Genomic DNA, 22,938 nt, shown 5'->3' on the forward strand with positions numbered 1-22,938 from the left:
CGGCCCGTCGAAGCACCTCGCCCGTCGGTGCCTCAGCGTCCACGCGTACTGCCCGTCGGTGGCTCAGCGTCCACGACATACTGCCCGTCGGTGGCTCAGCGTCCACGCGTACGGCGCGGGTGGACGCTGAGGCACCGATGCGCGGCAGCGGCGGGCACCGATGCGCGGCAGCGATGCGCGGCAGCGACGGGCAGCGACGGGAGCGAGCGGGCTACTTGTCGATGTCGCCGACGACGAAGAACATCGAGCCCAGGATCGAGATCAGATCCGCCACGACCGCGCCGCGCACCACCTCGGGCAGGACCGCGATGTTGTTGAACGACGCCGACCGCAGCTTGAGCCGCCACGGCGTCTTCTCGCCCCGCGAGACGAGGTAGTAGCCGTTGATCCCGAGCGGGTTCTCGGTCCAGGTGTACGTGGAGCCCTCCGGCACCTTGACGATCTTCGGGAGCTTGACGTTCACGGGGCCCTGCGGCAGCTCGCGCATCCGCGCGACGCACGCGTCGACCAGGTCGAGCGACACCCGGACCTGCTCCAGCAGGCACGCGAACCGCGCGTAGCTGTCTCCCTCGGTCCGGGTGACCACGCGCAGCGCGCCGTCGGCGATCAGCTCCGGGTAGGCGAGGTACGGCTGGTCGCGGCGCAGGTCGAGGTCGAGTCCCGACGCGCGGGCGATCGGGCCGGAGACGCCGTACGCCTGGGCGAGCTCGGTCGACAGCACCCCCACCCCGCGGGTCCGGGCGACGAAGATCTCGTTGGTGAGCAGCAGGTCCTCGATCTGCCCGAGACGACTGCGTACGGCGGTGGTGGCCGAGCCGACCCGGCCCAGCCATCCTGCGGGCAGGTCCTCCTTCAGGCCGCCGACGCGGTTGAACATGTAGTGCATCCGCCCGCCGGAGATCTCCTCCATCACCTCCTGGATCGTCTCCCGCTCGCGGAACGCGTAGAAGATCGGCGTGATCGCGCCGATCTCCAGCGGGTACGAGCCCAAGAACATGAGGTGGTTGAGGATCCGGTTCAGCTCGGCGAGGAGGGTACGGGCCCAGGTCGCCCGCTCGGGAACCTCGAGGCCGAGCATCCGCTCCACCGCGAGCACGACCCCGACCTCGGACGAGAACGCCGACAGCCAGTCGTGGCGGTTGGCGAGGACGATGATCTGGCGGTAGTCCCGAACCTCGAAGAGCTTCTCGACACCGCGGTGCATGTAGCCGACGATCGGCTCGCAGTCGACGATCCGCTCGCCGTCGAGGGTGAGGCGGAGCCGCAGGACGCCGTGCGTCGCCGGATGCTGCGGCCCGACGTTGAGGACCATGTCCGTCGTGTCGATGTCGACTCCGCCGCCGCGCTCGTGGCCGAACCCGGCCGAGCCGGCGCCCACACCGACGGTCAGCGTGCGGGGCGGGTGCGCGTCGTCGCTCGACATGCCGCTCAGCCTAGCGGCGCAGACGTCGCGGGCGAGCGCAGAAGGGTCTGACCCAAGACGTGCCACAATAGAGCCGCGTTCGGGGGGACGCACCCTACATCTATCGGGAGAGATCGTGCTGACCCTTGCAACAATTGCCCCGCGCCGTGCGCTGGCCGGGCTGATGGCCGTCCTGCTCGCCGTCGGGATCCTCGCCGCAGCGCCCGCCGCCAGTGCCGCGACCACGCTGACGTACGTCGGCGACGAGCTGAGCCTTGCGGAGTGGAAGAGCGTCTACCTGGCCGTCGAGGTCGGCGACGGCGACGCGACGGGCGCGGCGACCGCCACCGTCGCCGGCAAGACGTACGCCTTGAAGCGCTCGACGTCGACGGTCCAGCAGAACCGTTACGAGCTGTGGGCCACCGACGTCCCGGTGGGCGTCCACACCGTTCGCGCGACGTTCACTCCGGCGACGGGCTCCCCGGTCACCACAGAGGGCGTGCTCGAGGTCGACGGGCCTCTGCTGTACCCGACGGCGACACCGCCGAGGGGGAGCGGTGTGGCTGACCGCGAGATCGGCCTGCAGTGGCAGGTGAGCCCGACCCTGCGGTCGCTGGTGCTCGCCGAGGGCGGGACGATCACGTTCGGCAGCGGCGCCAAGCAGGACACCGAGGACCCGACCGCCGTGCGGTTCCCGATCGTCGACACGACGAAGGCGGCTGCGTTGCACCGTGTGGTCTTCGGAGGGACGGTGCGGTTCACGAGCCCGAAGCGCGACGTGACCGTCAGTGACGTGCGTCAGGTCGAGACGAGCCGGACCGCGAAGGGCAGCACGTTCGTCCTCCAGGCCGACGTCACCTACCGTCACCCGGGCGTGCCGACCCGCACCGTACAGGGCCTGACCGTCGCGAATCTCGTGGACGGGATCGGCGGTGCCGGCGACCCCTGGTACGCCGACGCCAGCACCTTCAAGGCAGCGGCGACCGCGGCCGGCGCGACCGCGCTCGCCACCACGACGGGTTCCTCGCTCGGCACGACGCACTGGAGGTCGTACTGGACCGACACCCCGCCTCGCATCACGGGCCGCATGGTCGTCAACCCCGGTGCGATCTCGTACGGCCGGACCAGTCGTGTCAGCGTGACGGTCGCGCGTCCGGAGACGTACGCGACCGGCACGGTCACGTTCCGGGCCGGCAGCCGCAGTCTGGGCACCGTCCGCCTCTCGCGCGGCGCTGCGGCCGTGGCCGTCCCGGCTGGCCTGGCCGTCGGGAGCCACGCGGTGACCGCCTCGTACAAGGCCGACTACTCGCCGACGACCGCGACGGCACGCACGAGCCTGCGGATCACCAAGGCCGGCACCGTGACCAAGGCTGCGCTGGCGAAGAAGAAGGTCACCCGCAAGCAGCGCGCGAAGGTCACCGTCACGGTCGCGGGACGCGGGACGACGATCCGTCCCACCGGCACGGTGAAGATCTACGACGGCAAGAAGCGGATCAGTACGGCGACGCTGACCGTCAGCAAGCGCGGGAAGGTGACTGTGAAGCTTCCGAAGCTGAAGAAGCGCGGCAAGCACACCCTGCGCATCGCGTACGGCGGTTCGTCGGCGTTCTCCGGCTCCTCTGTCCGCGTGGTGCTCCGCGTCCGCTGACCCCGCGCCCGCAACGCCCACGCGCACGAGCACGAGCACACGAAGACTCGCAGCCGCGACCAGACAACGGTCGCGACTGCGAGTCTTCGTTGCGTACGGCGTCGTCGCTCAGCAGGTCTCGAGCGGCGTCCCCTCGGCGATGCGGAACTCATGGCGCTCGTCGAAGATCAGCGGCACGAGACCCCGGTTCGGCTGAGCGAGGCTCACGACGCGCCCGGAGGCGTTGCGGGTGGCCTTCAGGTCGTGCAGGCGCAGCGCCTGCTTGACCTCCTGGAAGGTCGCCTCCGTGATCTGGTAGCCGCACATCGGCTCAGGCTCCACCTCGCTGGAGCTGGTCGGCAGCATGTCGTCCTGCCCCGCGAAGTAGACGACGCCGCCCTGGGAGGCGCCGAGCTCCGTCTGGCGCTCGGCCGCGGCCGCAGTCTCGCGCGCCAGCGTCTCCCGGTTCTCGGCGACCATCTGCGTCGAGCCCAGTGCGCTCGCGTAGTTGGTGTCGACCCGGCGGTTGTTGAGGACACGGACATCGGCCGCCTCCTCGTCGTTCAACGGACGGGTCGCCGTCTCGCTGAGCATGCCGACGACGTTGACGAGACCGGCGTAGTTGCGCAGGATCCGGACCTGCTCGTCACCGGCGACCTGCAGGAACGGCTCCCCGTCCTTCACGTAGTGGCCGTAGATGCCGGCCGTGTAGCCCTCGCTGCGGGCCTGCGCCGCCGCGTAGTCCTCGCTCATCTCCTGGCTGAGGCCGTGGATCTGGTCGTCGACGTTGCGGTTGCGCGGCCACAGGTGCAGGAGATCGGTCCGGTAGTACTCGCTCGGACCGTACTCGTGGAGGTCGTTGAGGATGTCGGGGTTCCAGTCGCGGATCACCTTGGTGACGGCGCGGCCCTCGGGCGTCGCGAGCTCGAGGTAGTCGCGGTTGACGTCGACGCCGTCGGCGTTGCCGCGGGTGTTGGCGACCCAGCCGTCGGGGTTGGCGTTGATGAGGATCACCGTCGTACGCGCGAGGAAGCGCGTCACCGTCGCGTCGGTGCTCGTCGCGAGGTCGCGCGCCAGCTCCATGCAGGCCTCGCGGCCGGACGGCTCGTTGCCGTGCACGGAGCAGACGAACATCGCGACCGAGCCGTCGGCGGCCTCAGTCTGTGCCTTCGGTGCCGGCGAGCCGATCGAGACGAGCTGCAGCGGCCGACCCTGCGTTGTACGGCCGACGTTGCTGACCGCGACGCGCTCGCTGGACTGGTCGAGCTGTCGATAGAACTGGACGGACTGCGGGTGGGTGGTCCAGGTCGCGCCGCCGGACTTCTCGAACGGGGTCTGGAGGGCGGGGGGTGCGTCGTCCGCTGCGGCGGCGAGAGCCTTCTCGAGGGCGTCGTCGCGTTGGTCTGCGCCGGCGGTCGTGCCGCTCCCGACGAGGACTGAGGCAGCGAGCGCGGCCCCTGCGGCGGTCGCCAGGACCTTGGACCGGGATGTGAGTCGTGTCGTGCGCAAGGTGTTCCTTTCGCCGAGTGGCCGACCGTTGCGCCAAGCTTGGCGGCCACGGCGACGACCACATGAGATTTTCCTCACGTTCCCCGCACGATGAGATTCATGCAACCGGAGATTTATGAAAACTCCAGACACATCATGAGTTGCAGTGGTATAAGGCCGCCCCGCGTCCACGGCGAGACGTGACTGGTCCCGCTCGCGCACCTCCGGCACACTTGTGTGACTCAAGGCACACCTTGTCGGAGGTTCTCGATGCGCAGCACCATGCAGGACGTCCCGCTCAGCCTCGGCCGGCTCATGCAGTACGGCACGACCGCGTATGCCGACGCATCCGTCGTCACAGCCACGGCCGACGGCACGCGCACCCGCTCGTACGGCGAGGTCGGCCGTCGCGTCGCCCGACTGGCGAACGCGCTGCGCGACCTCGGCATCACCGGCGACGAGCGGGTCGGCACGTTCATGTGGAACAACGCCGAGCACCTCGAGGCGTACCTCGCGATCCCCTCGATGGGGGCGGTCCTGCACACGATCAACATCCGTCTGTTCCCGGAGCAGGTCGTCTACGTCGTGAACCACGCCGAGGACCGCGTGGTGATCGTGGACGCGTCGCTGGCGGAGCCGTTCGCGGCGATGCTGCCGGAGATGACCACCGTCACCCACGTGCTCGTCGCTCGGCCGGACACGGAGCAGGCCGACCTGTCGTCGCTCGAGGCGACGGGCAGGACGATCCTGCGCTACGAGGACGTGCTCGAGGCCGCGTCCGAGGACTTCGCGTGGCCGGAGGTGGACGAGCGTGACGCGGCCGCGATGTGCTACACCAGCGGCACCACCGGCAACCCGAAGGGCGTCGTCTACAGCCACCGCTCCGCGTACCTCCACTCGATGTCGATGGCGATGGGCGACAACGCCGGGATGGGACCCGACGACCGCGTGCTGCCCGTGGTGCCGATGTTCCACGCGAACGCCTGGGGTCTCCCGTACGCCGCGGTGCTGGTGGGCGCGTCCCTCGTCATGCCCGACCGCTGGTTGCAGGCCGAGCCGCTCGTCCGCCTGATCCAGGAGACCCGTCCCACGCTTGCGGGCGGCGTCCCGACGATCTTCAACGACGTGCTCGGCTGGATCGACGAGCACCCGTCCGACCTCAGGTCCCTGCGTGCGGTGCTCTGCGGCGGATCCGCGGTGCCGGAGTCGCTGCAGCGGGCGCTCTGGGACCGCCACGGCGTACGCATCCAGCAGGCGTGGGGGATGACCGAGACGTCGCCCGTCGCCACCTCCGGCAAGCCGCCGGTCGGGTTGAGCGACGAGGAGGCGTGGCCGTACCGGGCCGGTCAGGGGCGGCTGCTCGGCGGTGTCGAGGGACGCCTGGTCGGCGGCGACGGCGAGATCCTCCCGCACGACGGCGAGGCGGTCGGCGAGGTCGAGGTGCGTGGCCCGTGGATCACCGGCGCGTACTACCTCGACGACGACCCGGAGAAGTTCCGCGACGGGTGGCTTCGGACCGGTGACGTCGGCACGATCGACCGGCAGGGGTTCATCACGCTGACCGACCGAGCCAAGGACGTCATCAAGTCGGGTGGCGAGTGGATCTCGTCGGTCGAGCTCGAGAACGCCCTGATGGGGCACCCTGACGTCGTCGAGGCGGCGGTCGTCGGCATCCCCGACGAGAAGTGGCAGGAGCGCCCGCTCGCGACCGTCGTCGTCCGGTCCGGCGCCACGGTGACTCCCGAGGAGCTGCGGGACCACCTCGCGGGTTCGTTCGCGAAGTGGCAGCTGCCCGACGCGTGGACGTTCATCGACGCCGTCCCGCGCACCTCGGTGGGCAAGTTCGACAAGAAGGTGCTCCGCCGCCGGTACGCCGACGGCGGCCTGGATGTCCAGCACGGATGACGAACAGCACGGATGACGAACAGGGGTGAGGGCATGGGGAGGTCCAACGACCTCGAGCGGTACTTCCGGCACAACGGCGGTCGCCAGATCCACAAGTGGCTGCACTACTTCGACGTGTACGACCGCCACTTCAGCCGCTTCCGCGGGCGCCCCGTCACCGTCGTGGAGTTCGGCGTGCAGTTCGGCGGGTCCATGCAGATGTGGCAGGACTACTTCGGGCCCGAGGCGAGGTTCGTCGGTGTCGACATCGACCCGCGCTGCCGGTCCTGGGAGGACGCGCAGACCACGATCATGATCGGCGACCAGGCCGATCGCGAGTTCCTCAGGACGGTCGGCGACGCCGCGGGCACCATCGACATCCTCATCGAGGACGGCGGCCACCGACCGGCGCAGCAGATCGCCACGTTCGAGGAGCTCTACCCGCGGATGTCCACGGACGGCGTCTTTCTCATCGAGGACCTCCACACGAGCTACTGGCCGTCCTACGACGGCGGCCTCCGGAGGGAGGGGACGTTCATCGAGTACGCGAAGAACCTCACCGACGGCCTCAACGCCTACCACAGCCGGCAGCCCGACTTCGTCGTCGACGAGTTCGCGCGGACGACGCGGTCGATGCACTTCTACGACAGCATCGTCGTCTTCGAGCGTGGCGCGGTGTCGCCACCCACCCACGAGAAGACGGGTCTGGCGAGCTGGGACCCGGCGGTGCAGGCTGCGCGGGCCAGACGGGTGCAGCCCGACGACGCCCTGCACCGCCGCGTGAGGGCGGCCGTCCCGAAGCCGGTGCGTGACGCGTTCTGGAAGGCGCGTCGCAGGGTGCGGCGCGAGGTGCGTCAGCTGCGGAGGCGGGTCAGCGGATCTCGCTGACGACCCACCAGAAGTCGCCGAGCCCGCCCGCAGCGGTCAGCTCGGCAGCCTCGGAGGCCGCCGCGAGCGCGGCGAGGTAGGCGCGGGGGGCGGAGGACGCGAGCGCGAGCGGCGGACGCGCGCCGTCGATCCCCAGGTCGCGCAACGCGTCCCGCTGGCGAACCAGCGACCCTCCGACGGCGTCGGCGAGGGCGTCCACCGCGACGTGCGCGGTCACGTCGCAGGTCCCGTCGAGGACGGCGGAGACCTCCGACCCGTCGCGGTACGCGCGGATGCTGCCGTACGGCGGTCGGTCGGTCCGCAGGTGGCCGTAGTCGACCGCGATCGCCGTACCGTGCTCGAGCCGTGCCACCGCGTCCCGCCACAGTGCCTCGCGCGTGGTGCCGACCTCGGCCCGCTCACCGGCGCGGGTCGACGGCCACCACCGCTCCAGCCACGCCAGGGCCTCGGGGGTGCGCACCGGGTCGCCCAGCCGCTCGTCCCCGCTCACGGGGTCCACGAGCACCCTGCGCAGTACACCGTCGTCGTCGCGCTCGACCACGTCACAGGGGACGTTGTCGAGCAGCTCGTTCGCGAACAGCAGGCCGGACACCTGGTCGGGGAGCTCGCTGCTCCAGACGATACGTGCCGGCAGGTCGGCGGGCCGAGGCCGCAGATCGACACCGTGCAGCGCGAGCTCGCCGGGTGCGAGGGCGTCGAGCGCGGCGAGGAGCTCGCCCCGCCCCGAGCCCAGGTCCACGACCGACCGCAGGCCGTGGCGTCGTGCGTACGCCAAGATCGCGGCCGCGAACGCGCCGGAGGCGTGCACCGACGTACGGAAGTGCGCGGCCGGGGACTCGCGACGGTAGAACCCGTCGACCCCGTAGAGCGCCGCCTCCCAGGCCTCGCGCCAGTCGATCACGCCGAGACGCTAGCAGGAGGACGCCCGATGGTGTTCGATGGCGGGGTGCGTATGCGACAGCTCCGACCGACCCGGTGGTTCGGCCACGCGGATCAGCAGTCGGCCCCAGGTGACCTCGACGACCTCCGTGCCAAGCTCAAGAAGACCCAGCGTGCCCTGCGGCGTTCGCGCCGCGACCTGGCGGAGGCGGAGGCACAGCTCACTGCGGCCCGCAGCGGACTGGTGCTGCCGGACGACGTCGAGAAGGTCCTCGCCGGGGTCCGCGAGGAGAACCTCAGCTACCTGAACCCGACGTACCTCCGGACGCTCGCCCTCGCCGTCCTCGACGCCGAGCGGCGCGGGCTGCCCGGCGCCGTCGTCGAAGCCGGTACGGCCCGCGGAGGGTCGGCGATCGTGATGGCCGCGGCCAAGAGCGCTGCCCGCCCGATGTACGTCTACGACGTCTTCGGGATGATCCCGCCCCCGACCGACTCCGACGGCACCGACGTGCACCGCCGCTACGAGAAGATCACGGCCGGTGGCGCGAAGGGGATCGGCGGATCCACCTACTACGGCTACCGCGACGACCTCTATACCGAGGTCCAGGAGTCGTTCGCGCGCCACGGCAGCCCCGTCGAGTCGTCCTCGGTCGAGCTCGTCAAGGGCCTCTTCGCGGACACGATCACGCTCGACGAGCCCGTCGTCCTCGCCCACCTCGACGGCGACTGGTACGAGTCGACGATGACCTGCCTCGAGCGGTTGGCACCCCTGATCGTGCCTGGCGGGCGCATCATCCTCGACGACTACTACGCCTGGTCCGGCTGCCGCACGGCCGTCGACGAGTACTTCGAGGGCCGCGCCGGCTGGCGTCGCGAGGAGCGCGCCAAGCTCCACCTCGTGCGCGAGACCCCCGGCGCATAGGCGGGTCCGGTCAGCTCGCGGGTCGCGCCGGCGTCAGCGCTTCAGCTCGGCCAGCCTGCCGGACGCGAGGTGGAACTCGCGGCTGGTGTTCTGCCAGACCACTACGAGCCGTGCACTGCCCGCCGCGTCGGCGACCGGTGCGAGCGCCGACGCGGGCACGTGGCCGCTCAGCCGGAGGGCCCCGGATCGCCGGGCAACCTTCAGCGGCGTGCTCACGACCTCGGCGGTCTCGTCGACGATGAGGTCCAGCGACGCACTCACGCTCTGGGGTCCTGGGCGCGGCCCTTTGCCGAGCAGGGAGACCGTGGCCTGGAACGGGAGGCCCGACGACCACGGGAGGCGCGACCTCCCGAGCGACGCGCGGACCAGCTTGCTGCCCACCAGCTTGGTCCGTGAGCCTGCCTGCTCGTGCACGCGCGCGAGGACGTCGACCCACCGGGGGAAGATCTGCTCGGGAGAGTGCTCGTCCGCGCGGTGGCGTGCCGCCACGCCCATCTTCTCGACGAGTGCGGGGTCGTTCGCCATCTCCACCATCCGTGCTGCGAGGCGGTGGAAGTCGCCCTCGTCGACGAGGAACCCGGTGACGCCGTCGGTGATCTGCTCGCGCATGCCGTACTTCACGTCGTAGCCCAGGACCGGGCACCCGCTGCTCATCGCCTCGAGCGTGCCCAGCGGGAAGCCCTCGTGGCTGCTCGTGACCATGAGCGCCGTCGCCGAGCGCAGCTTCTCGCGCGCCCGGGGGTCGTACCCGTAGAAGGTGACGTGGTCGGAGACGTCGAGCTGACGCGCCAGGCCCTCGAGGTGCTCGCGCTGGCGGCCGTCGCCGTACACGCTCAGCCTGGCCTCGGGGACCGAGCGTCGCGCGACCGCGAAGGCCCGCAGCGCGTGGCCGACCCGCTTCTGGCGCTCGAGCCGTGCGAGGACGACGAACTCCGCCCGGTCGCGCTCGGCGAGGCCGGGGCTCTCCACAGGAATGACGGGGTTGGGGACCGTGAACAGGTTGTTGGTGGGCCCGAAGCGCCACGCCACGTCCTGGCGGTGCCGGTCGGTGAGGAGGACCAGTCCGTCGAGTCGGTCGATGTGGTCGAAGACGCGGCGGAAGGTCTCCAGCACGGGCCGGTCCCACCGGTAGTCGGGGGTCGTGTGCGGGTTGTGGACCACCTCGAGGACACGGAACCGGCTCGACCGCAGCCGCATGAGGAGGGAGCCGGTGTACCTGCTGTCGGTGACGACGAAGACCTCGCCGGTCGGGACCAGGTCCGTGAGCCAGGTCCGGACCATGCTGCGCCGGTGGCGCCACGTCCGGACCACTCTCTCGCGATGGTCGACGAGCGTGAACGGGGTCGTTCCGTCCTCGAGGGGTGCGCGCATGAAGACGGAGCCGTCGGGACGGAGGTGGTCGGTGACCACGATCGATCCGGCGGCGTCGACGTGGTGCCGTCGGGCCGGCGCGCCGTCCGGTCCGGGCTCGTCACGAGTCGTCGTCCCGGGGACCCGGGGGAGGCGCTTCGAGCCGGTGCCCAGGTCCGCGGGGGCCCGGTCTCGGTAGAACTCGAAGAGATTCACGAAGTCAGCCGGGTCGTGCAGCTTCCCCTGCTCGAACAGCGTACGGCGGACCTCGGCGTAGTCGGGGTAGTCGTCGTAGGTCGCGACCAGCGAGCGCCTGCCGCCGAGCTCCGACAGCATCCTCGCCCGCATCAGCATGGCGCCGGTGCGCCCGCCCTTGTTGAGCCGGACCCGGGCGGCGAGAGCGATGTAGGTGCCATCGGGGAGTGCGGACACGGGCTCTCGGCCGTCCCGTGCCATCCTGTTGCTCGTCACGCCGCTAGCGTAGGGGTGCCAGCCGTCAGTCACCGGCACTTGCGCGCACCAGATTCCAAACGCCAGATGTCGGGAGTGTGAATGACCACGACGACCCCCCGTCGGATCCGCCGCAGTGCACGGCGATGGGCGGCCCGGCTGCGCCGGGTGCCCGTGATCTCGACGCTCATCCCGCAGGCGCGTCCGGCGAGTCGTCGCCCGACCGCCCCGCCGACGACAGTCCACGCGGTCGACGCGTACGAGGCGGGCAACCTCGGACTCGCCTGGGCTCGGTTCGCGGACGTCCCCGCTGCCGACTGGCGTCGCTGGGCGCTCGAGGAGTACCTGCGGTCTGGGCTCGCCCACGACCGCGACCGCGTGGTCGCGGACCTGCGCGACCTGGCCACCGACCCCGCGATCAGGCTGTCGCCTGCGTCGTGGGACGTCGCTGTCGGGCTGGCCTTCGCCGAGGGCGAGAGCGACCTCGCTCGCACGCTGTTCGCCCGCTTCGACGATGCGGTCTCCACGCGGGCCCGCGCCGGTCGTCGCGTGCGCGAGTCGCGGGACTGGATGCGTGACTGGGTCCAGCGCGACCCCGTCTCGGCCTCGGCGCCGGCGGTCCCGCCGGGCACCGTCTCCTTCGCCGTCCTCGCGTACGGCCACCCCGGCCGCCGTCGTGCGTCGGCCAACATCGGCGACCACGTCCAGAGCCTGGCGATGCTCGGCCACGTGGTTCGCCGCAGCAAGCTCCGCTTCGCGGGCGACGAGCGTCTCGCCGCTGCGCTCACCGAGCTCCAGGGCCGGGTCCCCGAGCGGATGCGCCACGACACCACGGACGCCGACGTCTCCGTCATCACCGTCGACCGCGACGCCTCCGCCTACGCCGCCGTGCCGCCGCAGACCTGGACGATCGCCTTCGGCTGGTACATGCACGCCCTGTTCGGCACCAGCCGGTACGGCCTCCCGTTCCACGCGAACCTCCTGCCGGTGTTCGTGTCGTTCCACTGCAGCAAGCGCGATCTGCTGAACCCCGAGGTCGTCGACTACCTGCGACGCCACGGGCCGATCGGCTGCCGTGACTGGACGACGGTGGATCTCCTGCTGTCGATGGACGTCCCGGCGTTCTTCTCGGGCTGCGTGACGACCACGGTCAGCACCGTCTTCCCCGACCTCGCCGAACGCCCGGCGGCAGACGCCCCCCGCGCGTACGTCGACGTTCCCGCGGACCAGGTGCCGGAGGGCGGGGTCACGTACCGTCACGGCGACGACCGCATCCGGACCACCCCGTTCGTCGACAACCTGCGTCGCGCGGCGGCGCTGCTGGAGACCTACCGGACCCAGCACAGCGGGCTGGTCACCAGCCGCCTCCACGCCTACCTGCCGGCTCGGTCGCTGGGCATCGACGCGGAGTTCGTCCCGCCGAAGCCGTCGGACCCGCGCTTCGCCGGGCTCACGCCGATGGACGACCAGCGGCTCTCCGACATCCGGACCGGCATCACGGGGCTCCTGGAGCCCGTCCTGGACGCGATCCTGGGGGGTGCCGCGCCGGACGACGTCTACGCGCTGTGGCGGACCGTGACGGCCGACCGCGTGGCACAGGCGCGTGCCCGCCACGACGCCCCCGCAGCCACCGCCGCACGGACGCGCCCGCTGCCCGCCGTGATCGACCGCCGTACGCTGTCGCCGCTGGCCGCGACCGACGCGCCGGCCAGGACCGCGCTGGATCGCGAGGAAGTGGTCGTGCTGGTCGGCCGGGGCGGTGGCACCGGGACGGCCGACCAGGTCGGGCCCCTGATCGCTTCGCTGGCCGAGCACAGCCGGCACTCCGCCCGGGTGACGCTCGTCGGCCCCGGAGCCGGAAACGTGGACGTGGCGGCAGAGCCCGACCTCGAGGTGCGACGGATCGAGACGGACGGCAGTGTCGTCGACGTCTTCCTGACGCTGCCGGACCTGCTCCCCGACGTCGATCGCGCCGTCATGCTCACCACGGCGGCGGTCGTGGACCGTGACCTTGCGCCGCTCGCAGCGCTCGACCTCGAGGGGCACCTGTTCGCGGCCCCGACCACGCTGGACCGCCGTCGTTCGAGCGGGTTCGGTGTGATCGAGACCGCCGCGGTGCGCCTCGGCGCGAAGGTCGACCGCTCGACCGAGCTGCGCCGCATCGCCTACCAGGCTCACACCTTCGACTTCGACGCGTTCGACGTCGACGTCCTCGTGGCCGACCTGGCAGCGATGCGGGGCTCCGCCGCGGTCGCCGCGGCCCCCGCGCTCGTCGAGGCGTACGGCCTGCGGCTGCGCGAGGTGCTCCACGTCCTGGCCGGACCGGACCGTGCGGTCGTGCCGGCGGAGTACGCGGCTCAGGCCAGGTAGGCGTCCAGCGACTCGCTCACCGGCGTCGGCACGAAGCCGGTCGCCTCGATCTTCGTCAGGTCGAGCACCGAGTGCCGGGGCCGGGGGGCGAGGACCTTGCCCTCGCCGTACGCCTCGGTGGAGGTCGGCGTGACGTCGTCGGCGCTGCGACCGCAGCGGACGAAGACCTCGCGCGCGACGTCGTACCAGGACGTCGGGTCGCCGGCCCCGCTGAGGTTGTAGGTGCCGTACGCGGGCCGCGTGTCGAGCAGGTGGACGATGCCCCGCGCCAGGTCGGCGGTGAAGGTCAGGCGCCCGACCTGGTCGTCGACGACCGCCGGGCTGATGCCGTCGCCGGCGAGGCGGGCCATCGTGCGGACGAAGTTGGCCCCGTCCCCGATCACCCAGCTGGTGCGTACGACGTAGTGGCGCGCGATCGTCGCGACCACGGCGTCGCCGGCCGCCTTGCTCTGCCCGTACACGCCGAGCGGCGAGAACGGCTCGGACTCGTCGTGCACGTCGCGGGTGCCGTCGAAGACGTAGTCGCTGGAGACGTGCACCACCGTGAGCCGGTGCTTCGCGGCGACCGCAGCCAGGTGGACCAGGGCTGTCGCGTTGGCCGACCACGCGTCGCGTCGGCCGTCCGGGGTCTCGGCGGCGTCGACGGCCGTGTACGCGGCGGCGTTGACGACGGTGTCGTAGCGCGACCAGTCGACGGCCGCGTACGCGGCGGCGTCGGTCATGTCGAAGGTGTCGAGGTCGACCGCGTCGGCCTTCGGGAGGACCTCGCGCAGGGCCCGCCCCAGCTGGCCGTAGCCCCCGAGGATCAGCGTGCGTCGTGGCTCCATCGGCGTCACGTCGGCGAGCAGCGGGTTGTTGCGGTCCTTCTCGGACACCTCGGCGTCGGCGATCGGGATCGGCCATGCGATCGCCAGCGCCGGGTCGTCCAGCGCCACGGCGGTGTAGGTGACGTCGGGCCGCCAGTGCTCGTTGACGAGGTAGGCGTAGGTCGTCCGGTCCTCGAGGGCCTGGTACGAGTTGCCCACGCCGCGCGGCACGAAGACCGCGACACCGGGGTGCAGGTCGACGGTCGCCGTGGTGCCGAAGCCGGGTCCGGGCCGCAGGTCCACCCAGGCGCCGAACGCCCGTCCGGTCATCAGCGACACCAGCTTGTCCCACGGCTCGGCGTGGATGCCGCGCGTCGCGCCGGCGCTCGCGTTGAACGAGACGTTGTTCTGGACGGGTCCGAAGTCGGGCAGCCCGAGCTCCAGCATCTTCTCGCGCTGCCAGTTCTCCTTGAACCAGCCGCGGCTGTCCCCGTGCAGGGGGAGGTCGACGACGAGCAGCCCGTCGATCGGCGTCGTCCGCAGGGAGAGGCCCGAGGTCACTGGCCCGCCTCGGCGTAGCGCGCCTCGACCGCGTCCTTGCTGGGACGCCACCACGCCTCGTTGGCGCGGTACCAGTCGATCGTCGCGGCCAGGCCGGAGCGGAAGTCGGTGAACTGCGGAGCCCAGCCGAGCTCCGTGCGGAGCTTCGTGGAGTCGATCGCGTAGCGCATGTCGTGACCCGGTCGGTCGGTCACGAGGTCGTACGCGTCGGTCGGCTGACCCATCAGGTCGAGGATCGTCTCGACGACGTCGCGGTTGGTCTCCTCGCCGTCGGCGCCGATCAGGTAGGTCTCACCGATCCGGCCCCGCTCGAGGATCGCCCACACCGCGCTCGAGTGGTCGGCGGTGTGGATCCAGTCGCGGACGTTGAGGCCCTCGCCGTACAGACGCGGACGGCGGCCGTCGAGAACGTTCGTGATCTGGCGCGGGATGAACTTCTCGATGTGCTGGTACGGGCCGTAGTTGTTGGAGCAGTTGCTGATCGTCGCAGCCACGCCGAACGACCGGACCCACGCGCGGACGAGGAGGTCGGAGCCGGCCTTCGTCGAGGAGTACGGGCTGGACGGGTTGTACGGGGTGGTCTCGGTGAAGCGCGCCGGGTCGTCGAGCTCGAGGTCGCCGTAGACCTCGTCGGTCGAGACGTGGTGGAAGCGCGTCCCGTGACGGCGCACCGCCTCCAGCAGCGTGAACGTGCCGACGAGGTTGGTGCGGACGAACGGGCTCGGGTCGTTGAGGGAGTTGTCGTTGTGCGACTCTGCGGCGAAGTGGACGACCGCGTCTGCCTCGGCGACCAGCGGGTCGACCACGTCGGCGTCGGCGATGTCGCCGACGACGAGGTCGACGCGGTCACCGGGAAGGCCGTCGATGGCCTCCCGGCTCGCCGCGTACGTCAGGTTGTCGAGCACGGTCACCGACGCGTCGGTGCTGTCGACGACGTGGTGGACGAAGTTCGAGCCGATGAAGCCGGCGCCGCCGGTGACGAGGATGCTGCGCACGCGAGGAGTCTAGCGAGTTCGGTGGGCGCCCACGCCTCATCGCAGCAGACGGCGCAGCGCCCATGACCGCCGACGCAGGTTGAATGTGAAGTCGTCGGCGAAGGCCGCCCGGTACTTCGTCAGGTCCGGTGCTGACCGCTGCGTGCGACCCCAGAAGTAGTGAACGTCCTGCCCTTGCGCCGCGGCGATCAGGGCTTCGTTCTGGGCGAGGTATCCGTCCCCAGCGATGAGGATCACCCGGGCCTGCGGCGCGTACGCCATGGTGAACATCCCACTGCCGGCGTATCCGGCGATGATCCGCGCTTGTGAGAAGAGGGCGACCTGCTCGTCGAAACGGTACTGCTCGGGCCGCAGGACCGTGAAACCGTGGCTCGCGAAGAAGGCCTCGATCTGTGCCTGCTCCCGGGGGACCCGCCGACGTCCGCGCGCGATGAAGATGCGCTCCGAGCGGATCGGAGGCACGACGTCGTCGAAGCCCGCGTGGATGCGGGCCCACGTCTCAGTGACCTCCGGCGCGACGAAGCGCGGATTCTCGAACTCGGGGTCGGCGGCGTACAGGGTGTCTACCTCGAGCGCCTGGTCGCTCGGCTGCACCACGAGTGTGGTGCTGTCGATGCCGTAGGCGTCGAGGATCATACGGAGGAAGCCAGGCGCATCGTGCTGCCCAGGACGCAGACTGACGATGGGACGGAGGTCGGGGTGCTCCTGCCGAGCACGGTCCCATCCCCACAAGCGGGAGACCACCTCGGTGCACACGTGCCCGAAATGGCCAGGGAACTCCGTGTCGAGGTAGTAGAGAGGTCCGTTCCAGCGATCCTGGGTGGTGGGTTCCCACTCGGGCCGTGTCGCGGCGGTGTGCACTCCGGAGCGGATCATCGACCGGTGGTGAAGGCGCCGCGAGTGCTGATGGCGAAACGTGTCGGGCAGCCAGTAGTCACCGAATCGGAGCCGTTGACGAGGGTAGGCGACGACATCGTGATAGCGCCGGAGCTCCAGCTCCGGCACGGCGATGTCGCCGGCAACGACATCTGGACCCCGGCCGTGCGTCCTTATCCGGCCGCGAGAGGTGAACTCCCGTGCCGGGCGCCTGACGAGGGTCTCGAGCGGGTTGTCGTCACCGAAGCGCGCGGCAAGCACGGGCGCGGCCTCGGCGGACCTCAGGGCCGCTGTGAGTGCCAGTCGCTTGGTGACCAACGCAAGGTCGTCGTAGAACCTCACGTCGTCCAGCGAGAGGGCAAGGGCGTCGGTCCACGTCGTCCAGCCATTTTGCGGCAACGGGAGGTGTGACTTCGCGAGGGCTTTCTCGAGCACCACGCGGGCTGAGGTCTCCGGGGATGCGCCGCGCCTGTCGCGGCCCTCGCGGTCGACCTGCTCGATGGCGAGAAGACCCCCAGCCGCCACGAAACCCTGATGACGGCGGATGCTCCCGATGCGGCGACTGGACCGCGTGGCGTGCCCCAGGACCAGCAGCCCGGGTCGCGGAGTCGTGAGGAGGACCGCGTCCCGATCCTTGGCGGAACGACAGGGATGAACGATGACGTTCGCGGGTGTCGAGGCGTCGGCTGTCGACGACCATGCGGCTGCGTCACCGTGGGCGAGCAGGTGGACGGTCGCCGCAGGGAACCGCTCCGCGAAAGTGCTCGCGGTGTCTATCCCGCCCCGGCCGAGCACGAGGGCGATCGTCTCGGGGAACTCGCGAAGCTTCGCGAGCGCTTCCTCGTACGCGGCGAGGTAGCCGAGGCTGTCGGAGGACTGGCGCGCCCCACGGCGTCGACCGATCTCGTCCAGCGTCTCCTCTTCCATGGCGCACATTGTGCCGCGCGAACGGGTCGTTCGGGACAGGCCGAGCGGCGGGGCCCGTACGATCTGCGCATGAGGGGCATCATCCTGGCTGGCGGCACCGGCTCTCGCCTGCACCCGATCACGCTCGGCACGAGCAAGCAGCTCGTGCCCGTGTACGACAAACCGATGATCTACTACCCGCTGTCGACCCTGATCCTCGCAGGGATCCGCGACATCCTCGTGATCACGACCCCCGAGGACGCTTCCCAGTTCAACCGTCTGCTCGGCGACGGCTCGCGGTTCGGCGTCGCCATCACTTACGTCGTGCAGCCGCGGCCGGAGGGCCTTGCGCAGGCTTTCCTCCTCGGCGCCGACCATGTCGGCAGCGACAACGTCTCGCTCGTGCTCGGCGACAACATCTTCTACGGGGCGGGGCTCGGGACCCAGCTCGCCCGGTTCCACGACCTCGACGGGGCTGCGGTCTTCGGCTACCAGGTGACCGATCCCACCGCGTACGGAGTGGTGGAGTTCGATGAAGACGGTCGCGCGCTGTCGCTGGAGGAGAAGCCAGTGAGGCCGAAGAGCAGCTATGCGGTCCCGGGCCTCTACTTCTACGACAACGACGTCGTGGAGATCGCTCGCGGGCTTCGCCCGTCTGCCCGAGGTGAGCTGGAGATCACCGACCTGAACCGGGTCTACCTGGACGAGGGTCGCCTTCAGGTCGAGATCCTGCCGCGCGGGACGGCGTGGCTCGACACGGGGACGTTCGACTCGCTCAACGACGCGTCGAACTACGTACGGACGATCGAGAGCCGTCAGGGCCTCAAGGTCGGATGCCCCGAGGAAGTGGCGTGGCGCATGGGCTTCCTCAGCGACGACGAGCTGCGCGAGCGGGCCGAGCCACTGGTGAAGAGCGGCTACGGGGACTATCTGCTGAGCCTGTTGGAGTCCAAGGACCTCAGCCGTTGAGCCGTCTCCGCCGTGTGATTCGGCGCCTACGCCCGCGCCCGCCCATGCGTTTCGCTCCTCCGCGCGCCGAGACCGAGGCCGTGGTCGTGCTCGCGAGTGCCCGGTGCCAGGACCGGGGCTCGCTGGTCCTGCGTGGATGGGCCTACGTCGACGGTGCGGAGGCGCTCGCGGTGGTTTCGGTCGTCGCCGTCGGGGGCGTCGGTCAGGTGGTCGCCGACGGGGCTGCCTCACGCGTGCACGATGACTCGGCCGACCTGTACCCCGGAGACAAGCGGGTCTCGCATGCTGACGCCGCGTTCGAGGCGGAGGTCGACCTGACGACGTGGCGCGGAGCCGGCCGGGTCGTCATCGAGGTCGTCTCGTGCGACGGGGGCCAGCTCGTCCGTCGCCCGTTCACGATTCGTCCGCCTGGCTCTGCTGCGAGGCACCTGCGTGCCTCGGGGGCGCAGGACGGATTCAACGTCAAGCTCGGCTGGTCCGATGTCGAAGGACTGGAGCTGACCAAGGTTGGGGTGAAAGCGACGCTGTCACAGGTGGAGGCGGTCGGCGAGACACTGCACGTCGAGGTCAGGACGGGTCCTGGCGCCGATCTGGCCCTGATCGGCGACGGCACGGGTGCTCGACCCCGGCGGGTCACCACGGTGGTCGGCAGGGTCGGGAGTGCCTCCCTGACAGCCGCTGACGCGTCGTCAGCTCGTCAGACCTTGGTGACGGTCGGCGCCGATGGATCGATCGCCCGCGTCGTCGTCCCGGCAGGGTGGTCGTCCGGCGACGCGGTCGCCGACGGAGGCCTGCGCCTCGTTCCGCGACCGTCTGGAGCGGTGGAGCTGAGGCGAGGACCGGTTCTCGCCGTGTCCGCGCTCGAGGCCACCGCGTCGAGCATCATGGTCACGGGCCGAGCCGAGGGGCTCCCGGACGGTGCGGTCCTCGAGGTACGGGGTTCCCGCGCACGGGTCGAGGTCGAACTCGACCTGGTGCGAGGGGAGACGACCGTCGTGATCCCCACGACTGTCAGCATCTGGCAGGGCAGGAGGGTCCCGCTGCCCTCTGGCCGCTACCAGGTCTGGGTGGTGTCGGAGGACGGGGAAGCACCGGTGGAGCTCGACGACGGACTCGTCGACTCGCTCGGGACGTGGGAGGACTCCGAAGCCGTTCGCGTGCGTGTCCTGCGCGGTCAAGGTGGCCGGATGATGCTCGAGGCCGCGCCCCCGCTCGCCGTTGACGAGCGGGGGGCTCGCGCGCAGGCTTTGCTGGAGCACGCGTACGCGACCTCGCCCCCGGCGCCGCGGCGGATGGCGTACTTCGAGTGCTACTACGGGACGAGCGCCACGGACAGCGCGCGGGCGATCCACGAGGAGCTGCGCCGGCGGGGTTCCGACCTGGAGCTGGTGTGGGGCGTTGCCGATCGCTCGGTGACCGTTCCCGAGGGGGGTCGCGCGGTCCTCCGGGACTCGCGCGAGTGGTGGGAGGTCCTGTCCCGCGCGCGATTCCTGACCTTCAACGCCGGTCTCCCGTATGGACTGCGCCGCCGGCCTGGTCAGACGGTGGTCCAGACCTGGCACGGAACCCCGTTCAAGCGCCTCGGCAGCGACCGTCCCACCTTCGGACCGGACGAAGAGGCCGGTCCGGCCACCGTGTGGAGCGTTGCCCGGTGGGACGCCCTTCTCGCAGGAAACCCGCACAGCGCCGACGTGTTCGGGCGGGTCTGGGGCTACGACGGTCCTGTCCTCCAGCTCGGCTACCCCCGCAACGACGCTCTCGCCCGCGCGGGAGCCGCGGACGTCGAGCGAGCGCGGCACGCGCTGGGCATCGAGGACGACCGGCTCGTCGTCCTGTACGTGCCGACGTGGCGTGACGGGAACCGCGTGATGGACCAGTTCCTGGATACCGATGCGGTGGTTCGTGGCGTGGGGCGCGATGTGACCGTGCTGGTGCGTGGCCACATGAACATCTCCGGCTGGGCGACCCGCATCGGCGGACGCGACGTGCTCGACGTTACGGGCTACCCGGAGATCAACGACCTGTTCCTTGCCGCGGATGTCGCCGTGACCGACTACTCGTCGATCATGTTCGACTTCTCGGTGACCGGGAAGCCTCTCGTCTTCCTGGTTCCGGACCTCGCCGACTACCGGGACCGTCGTCGGGGCACGTACCTCGACTTGGAGGAGTCCGGCCCGGGCCCGGTCGTCCGGACCACGGAGCAGGTGGTCGAGGTCTTGCGCGACCTGGACGCGACCCGTGAGGGGTTCGCGGACCGGTACGACGCGTGGGTGGCGACGTACAACCCCTTGGACGACGGCCGGGCCGCGGCCCGCGTGGTCGATGCCTTGTACGACGACCGTTGAGGCGCCACCTATCATCGACGAGAACGCCCCGGACCCTGACGAGACCTTGAGGTAGAGCAACGTGAGCAGCAGGTCCCTGGCCGAGCGCTCGCCGCGAGTGCGCGACGAGCGCGCAGCGTTGGGAACCCGCGCCGACATCCAGGCGCTCCGCGCCGTCGCCGTCTCGCTCGTCCTGATCTACCACCTGTGGCCCAACCGGCTGACCGGAGGCTTCACAGGTGTCGACGTCTTCTTCGTCATCTCCGGGTTCCTCATCACCTCGCACCTGATCGGCAGGCCACCACGCAGCGGACGCGACCTCGCGGGCTTCTGGTCGCGGCGGATCCGCCGTCTTCTCCCGGCGTCGCTTCTCGTGCTCGCGGTCACGCTCGTGGCCTCGCGCCTGGTGGCGCCGGAGACGCAGTGGGCTGCGACAGCCAAGCAGGCCGGTGCGGCGGCCCTCTACGTGGTGAACTGGCTCCTCGCCTCCGATGCCGTGGACTACCTGGCTGCGGAGAACTCACCCACCCCGGTGCAGCATTTCTGGTCTCTGTCGGTCGAGGAGCAGTTCTACATCGGCTGGCCGCTGCTGATCCTGGTGCTCGTCGCGCTCGCGTCCCGAGTACGCAGGTCGCCAACTCTGGTCGTGGCCGTCGGCCTGGGCGCAGTGGTCGCCGCATCTTTCGCCTACTCGGTGCACGAGACCGTGACCGAGCCGGCCAGGGCGTACTTCGTGACCCCGACGCGCGTGTGGGAGCTCGGGGTCGGCGGTCTCTTGGCCGTGCTGATCGGGAAGAACGGATTCGGCCGCGGCCGATCGGTCGAAGCCGTAGCCTGGCCCCCTGCGGCACGGGCGGTCCTCGCCTGGACGGGCCTCGCTGCGATTGTCTGGACGGCCTTCACATACACGGGAGCGACACCGTTCCCCGGGTGGCATGCGGCGGTCCCGGTGCTGGGCGCGGCCGCTGTGATCGCTGCCAATGCCCCCGAGGCCCCCGGCTCACCGGCCGGGCTGATGGCGATGAGGCCGGTCCAGTGGCTCGGTGACGTGTCCTACTCGGTGTACCTCTGGCACTGGCCGCTCATCGTCCTCGTCCCGTACGCGACCGGGTCGCCGCTCGGGCTGCTCGACAAGCTGACGATCCTCGTGGCCTCGCTGGTCCTCGCTGCGTGGACGAAACGCTACGTCGAGGATCGTTTCCGGAGCCCGGAGTGGGGACGACCTCTCCGCAAGTCCTACGTCCTCGGCATCGCCGGCATGGCGGTCGTCGTTGCGATGGCCGCTGCCCAGCTGGTCGAGGTCGACCGCGGCGAGGACGCTGCCCGTCGTGCGCTGGCAGCAGCGATCGCCGACGACGACCCGTGCTTCGGAGCATCGGCGCTCGCTCCCGGAGTCAGCTGCCCGCGGACCACGGAGGGTCCAGTCGTGCCTGCGCCCGCGCAGGCACTGAAGGACAAGTCCGATGCGTACGAGGAGGTCTCGGGCGGCAAGGACTGCTGGGCCAGCGCCCCGCGGTTCCCCGTCACCGTGTGCGAGTTCGGTGACCCCGACGCCGAGACCTCGGTCGCCTTGACCGGCAACTCGCACGCTGGACAGTGGTTGCCGGCGCTCCAAGAGATCGCTCGAGCACGCGGCTGGCGCATCACGACCTACCTCGCATCCCAGTGCGCGGCGGCCGAGACGGAGCAGCAGTTCGACACTGCGGACAAGTCGGGGCGCTGCTCGGGATGGGTCAAGCGGGTCACACGTCGTATCGTCACGGGCGGTTACGACCTGGTCGTCTACACGAATCGCATCTCGGTCCCGTCGGTCGGGAACGACATCGCCGGGAGCCAGGACGACTATCGCCGAGGCTACGAGAAGGTCCTGTCGAGCGTCCGAGCGTCCGGTGTGCCGATCACCGTCATCCGGGACACGCCGGCACCTGGCACGATCATCCCGGACTGCCTCGCCGAGAACGCCTCCGACCTGACCAGGTGTTCGGCGCCCCGTGACAGGTGGGAGCCCGCCGAGCCCGTGGTGGACGCTGTCCACGACCTCGACGACCGTGGCATCGTGCTTGCTGATCTCAACGACCGGATCTGCAGGTCGGAACGCTGTGACGGCGCAGTCGGGGGTGTGGTCGTGTACTTCGACGGGTCCCACCTCACGGCTACGTACGCCCGGACGCTCGCACCCGTTCTCGAGCGCCCGCTCATGAAGGCGCTGGCGCGGGGCTGACCGTGCCCGTGTCGCTAGGG

The 22,938-nt window shown here is 70.5% G+C and carries 15 protein-coding genes; 8 read left to right on the top strand and 7 right to left on the bottom strand.

Going from position 1 to position 22,938, the window contains the following annotated elements:
• Positions 1-211: 211 nt before the first annotated feature.
• A complete protein-coding gene (locus GH747_RS21725; protein WP_149767178.1) occupies positions 212-1,423 on the bottom strand; it encodes an NADH-quinone oxidoreductase subunit D in 1,212 nt (403 codons plus the stop codon).
• Between the two features lie 115 nt (positions 1,424-1,538).
• On the opposite strand from GH747_RS21725, the gene GH747_RS21730 reads away from it, so the two are divergent.
• On the top strand, positions 1,539-3,050 hold the full coding sequence (locus GH747_RS21730) for an Ig-like domain repeat protein (RefSeq protein WP_163695217.1): 1,512 nt from the start codon (positions 1,539-1,541) through the stop codon (positions 3,048-3,050).
• A gap of 108 nt (positions 3,051-3,158) precedes the next feature.
• Here GH747_RS21730 and GH747_RS21735 read toward each other — a convergent pair whose 3' ends face one another.
• Positions 3,159-4,538 (bottom strand): M14 family zinc carboxypeptidase, encoded by a 1,380-nt coding sequence (locus tag GH747_RS21735; protein ID WP_163695215.1) that lies wholly within the window; start codon positions 4,536-4,538, stop codon positions 3,159-3,161.
• Between the two features lie 249 nt (positions 4,539-4,787).
• On the opposite strand from GH747_RS21735, the gene GH747_RS21740 reads away from it, so the two are divergent.
• Positions 4,788-6,422, top strand: a complete 1,635-nt coding sequence (locus GH747_RS21740; RefSeq protein WP_149767172.1) for a long-chain fatty acid--CoA ligase — start codon at positions 4,788-4,790, stop codon at positions 6,420-6,422.
• A gap of 12 nt (positions 6,423-6,434) precedes the next feature.
• On the top strand, positions 6,435-7,289 hold the full coding sequence (locus GH747_RS21745; protein ID WP_149767170.1) for a class I SAM-dependent methyltransferase: 855 nt from the start codon (positions 6,435-6,437) through the stop codon (positions 7,287-7,289).
• Here GH747_RS21745 and GH747_RS21750 read toward each other — a convergent pair.
• Positions 7,273-8,190, bottom strand: a complete 918-nt coding sequence (locus GH747_RS21750; RefSeq protein WP_149767168.1) for an SAM-dependent methyltransferase — start codon at positions 8,188-8,190, stop codon at positions 7,273-7,275. The genes GH747_RS21745 and GH747_RS21750 overlap by 17 nt on opposite strands.
• Positions 8,191-8,241: 51 nt before the next feature.
• On the opposite strand from GH747_RS21750, the gene GH747_RS21755 reads away from it, so the two are divergent.
• The gene (locus GH747_RS21755; RefSeq protein ID WP_228552793.1) at positions 8,242-9,090 is read left to right on the top strand and encodes a TylF/MycF family methyltransferase; all 849 of its coding nucleotides are present in this window, start codon (positions 8,242-8,244) and stop codon (positions 9,088-9,090) included.
• 33 nt (positions 9,091-9,123) lie between these two features.
• Here the strand turns inward: GH747_RS21755 and GH747_RS21760 are convergent, their stop codons facing one another.
• Positions 9,124-10,911: a glycosyltransferase gene (locus GH747_RS21760; RefSeq protein WP_149767164.1), complete on the bottom strand. Its 1,788-nt coding sequence runs from the start codon at positions 10,909-10,911 to the stop codon at positions 9,124-9,126.
• Between the two features lie 81 nt (positions 10,912-10,992).
• On the opposite strand from GH747_RS21760, the gene GH747_RS21765 reads away from it, so the two are divergent.
• Positions 10,993-13,260: a hypothetical protein gene (locus GH747_RS21765; RefSeq protein WP_149767162.1), complete on the top strand. Its 2,268-nt coding sequence runs from the start codon at positions 10,993-10,995 to the stop codon at positions 13,258-13,260.
• Here GH747_RS21765 and GH747_RS21770 read toward each other — a convergent pair.
• From GH747_RS21770 to GH747_RS22125, 3 genes are read right to left on the bottom strand one after another with little or no spacing between them, the layout of a single operon-like run.
• Positions 13,248-14,627 (bottom strand): sugar nucleotide-binding protein, encoded by a 1,380-nt coding sequence (locus GH747_RS21770; protein WP_149767160.1) that lies wholly within the window; start codon positions 14,625-14,627, stop codon positions 13,248-13,250. The genes GH747_RS21765 and GH747_RS21770 overlap by 13 nt on opposite strands.
• Positions 14,624-15,622 carry a dTDP-glucose 4,6-dehydratase gene (gene rfbB, locus GH747_RS21775; protein WP_149767158.1) on the bottom strand — a complete coding sequence of 333 codons (999 nt, stop codon included), beginning with the start codon at positions 15,620-15,622 and terminating at the stop codon, positions 14,624-14,626. The genes GH747_RS21770 and rfbB overlap by 4 nt, the downstream gene beginning before the upstream one ends.
• Positions 15,623-15,658: 36 nt before the next feature.
• Positions 15,659-17,425: a glycosyltransferase family 61 protein gene (locus tag GH747_RS22125; protein ID WP_205602706.1), complete on the bottom strand. Its 1,767-nt coding sequence runs from the start codon at positions 17,423-17,425 to the stop codon at positions 15,659-15,661.
• A 69-nt stretch (positions 17,426-17,494) separates the two neighbouring features.
• Here GH747_RS22125 and rfbA point away from each other — a divergent pair, with 69 nt between their 5' ends.
• The 3 genes from rfbA to GH747_RS21795 all read left to right on the top strand — a co-directional run bounded on the left by rfbA (position 17,495) and on the right by GH747_RS21795 (position 22,918).
• On the top strand, positions 17,495-18,373 hold the full coding sequence (rfbA, locus tag GH747_RS21785; RefSeq protein WP_149767156.1) for a glucose-1-phosphate thymidylyltransferase RfbA: 879 nt from the start codon (positions 17,495-17,497) through the stop codon (positions 18,371-18,373).
• Positions 18,374-18,417: 44 nt separating this feature from the next.
• Entirely contained in the window at positions 18,418-20,718 is a 2,301-nt protein-coding gene (locus GH747_RS21790; RefSeq protein WP_149767155.1) for a CDP-glycerol glycerophosphotransferase family protein, read from the top strand.
• A 61-nt stretch (positions 20,719-20,779) separates the two neighbouring features.
• The gene (locus GH747_RS21795) at positions 20,780-22,918 is read left to right on the top strand and encodes an acyltransferase family protein (protein WP_149767153.1); all 2,139 of its coding nucleotides are present in this window, start codon (positions 20,780-20,782) and stop codon (positions 22,916-22,918) included.
• The last annotated feature ends 20 nt before the right edge of the window (positions 22,919-22,938 follow it).

The sequence above is a fragment of the Mumia xiangluensis genome (genome assembly GCF_010994095.1).
Lineage (GTDB): Bacteria > Actinomycetota > Actinomycetes > Propionibacteriales > Nocardioidaceae > Mumia > Mumia xiangluensis.

Coding starts and splice junctions, on each gene's coding strand:
- GH747_RS21725 (WP_149767178.1), bottom strand. CDS start 1,423: ATGTCGAGCGACGACGCGCACCCGCCCCGCACGCTGACCGTCGGTGTG.
- GH747_RS21740 (WP_149767172.1), top strand. CDS start 4,788: ATGCGCAGCACCATGCAGGACGTCCCGCTCAGCCTCGGCCGGCTCATG.
- GH747_RS21745 (WP_149767170.1), top strand. CDS start 6,435: ATGACGAACAGGGGTGAGGGCATGGGGAGGTCCAACGACCTCGAGCGG.
- GH747_RS21755 (WP_228552793.1), top strand. CDS start 8,242: ATGCGACAGCTCCGACCGACCCGGTGGTTCGGCCACGCGGATCAGCAG.
- GH747_RS21765 (WP_149767162.1), top strand. CDS start 10,993: ATGACCACGACGACCCCCCGTCGGATCCGCCGCAGTGCACGGCGATGG.
- GH747_RS22125 (WP_205602706.1), bottom strand. CDS start 17,425: ATGGAAGAGGAGACGCTGGACGAGATCGGTCGACGCCGTGGGGCGCGC.
- rfbA (WP_149767156.1), top strand. CDS start 17,495: ATGAGGGGCATCATCCTGGCTGGCGGCACCGGCTCTCGCCTGCACCCG.
- GH747_RS21790 (WP_149767155.1), top strand. CDS start 18,418: ATGCGTTTCGCTCCTCCGCGCGCCGAGACCGAGGCCGTGGTCGTGCTC.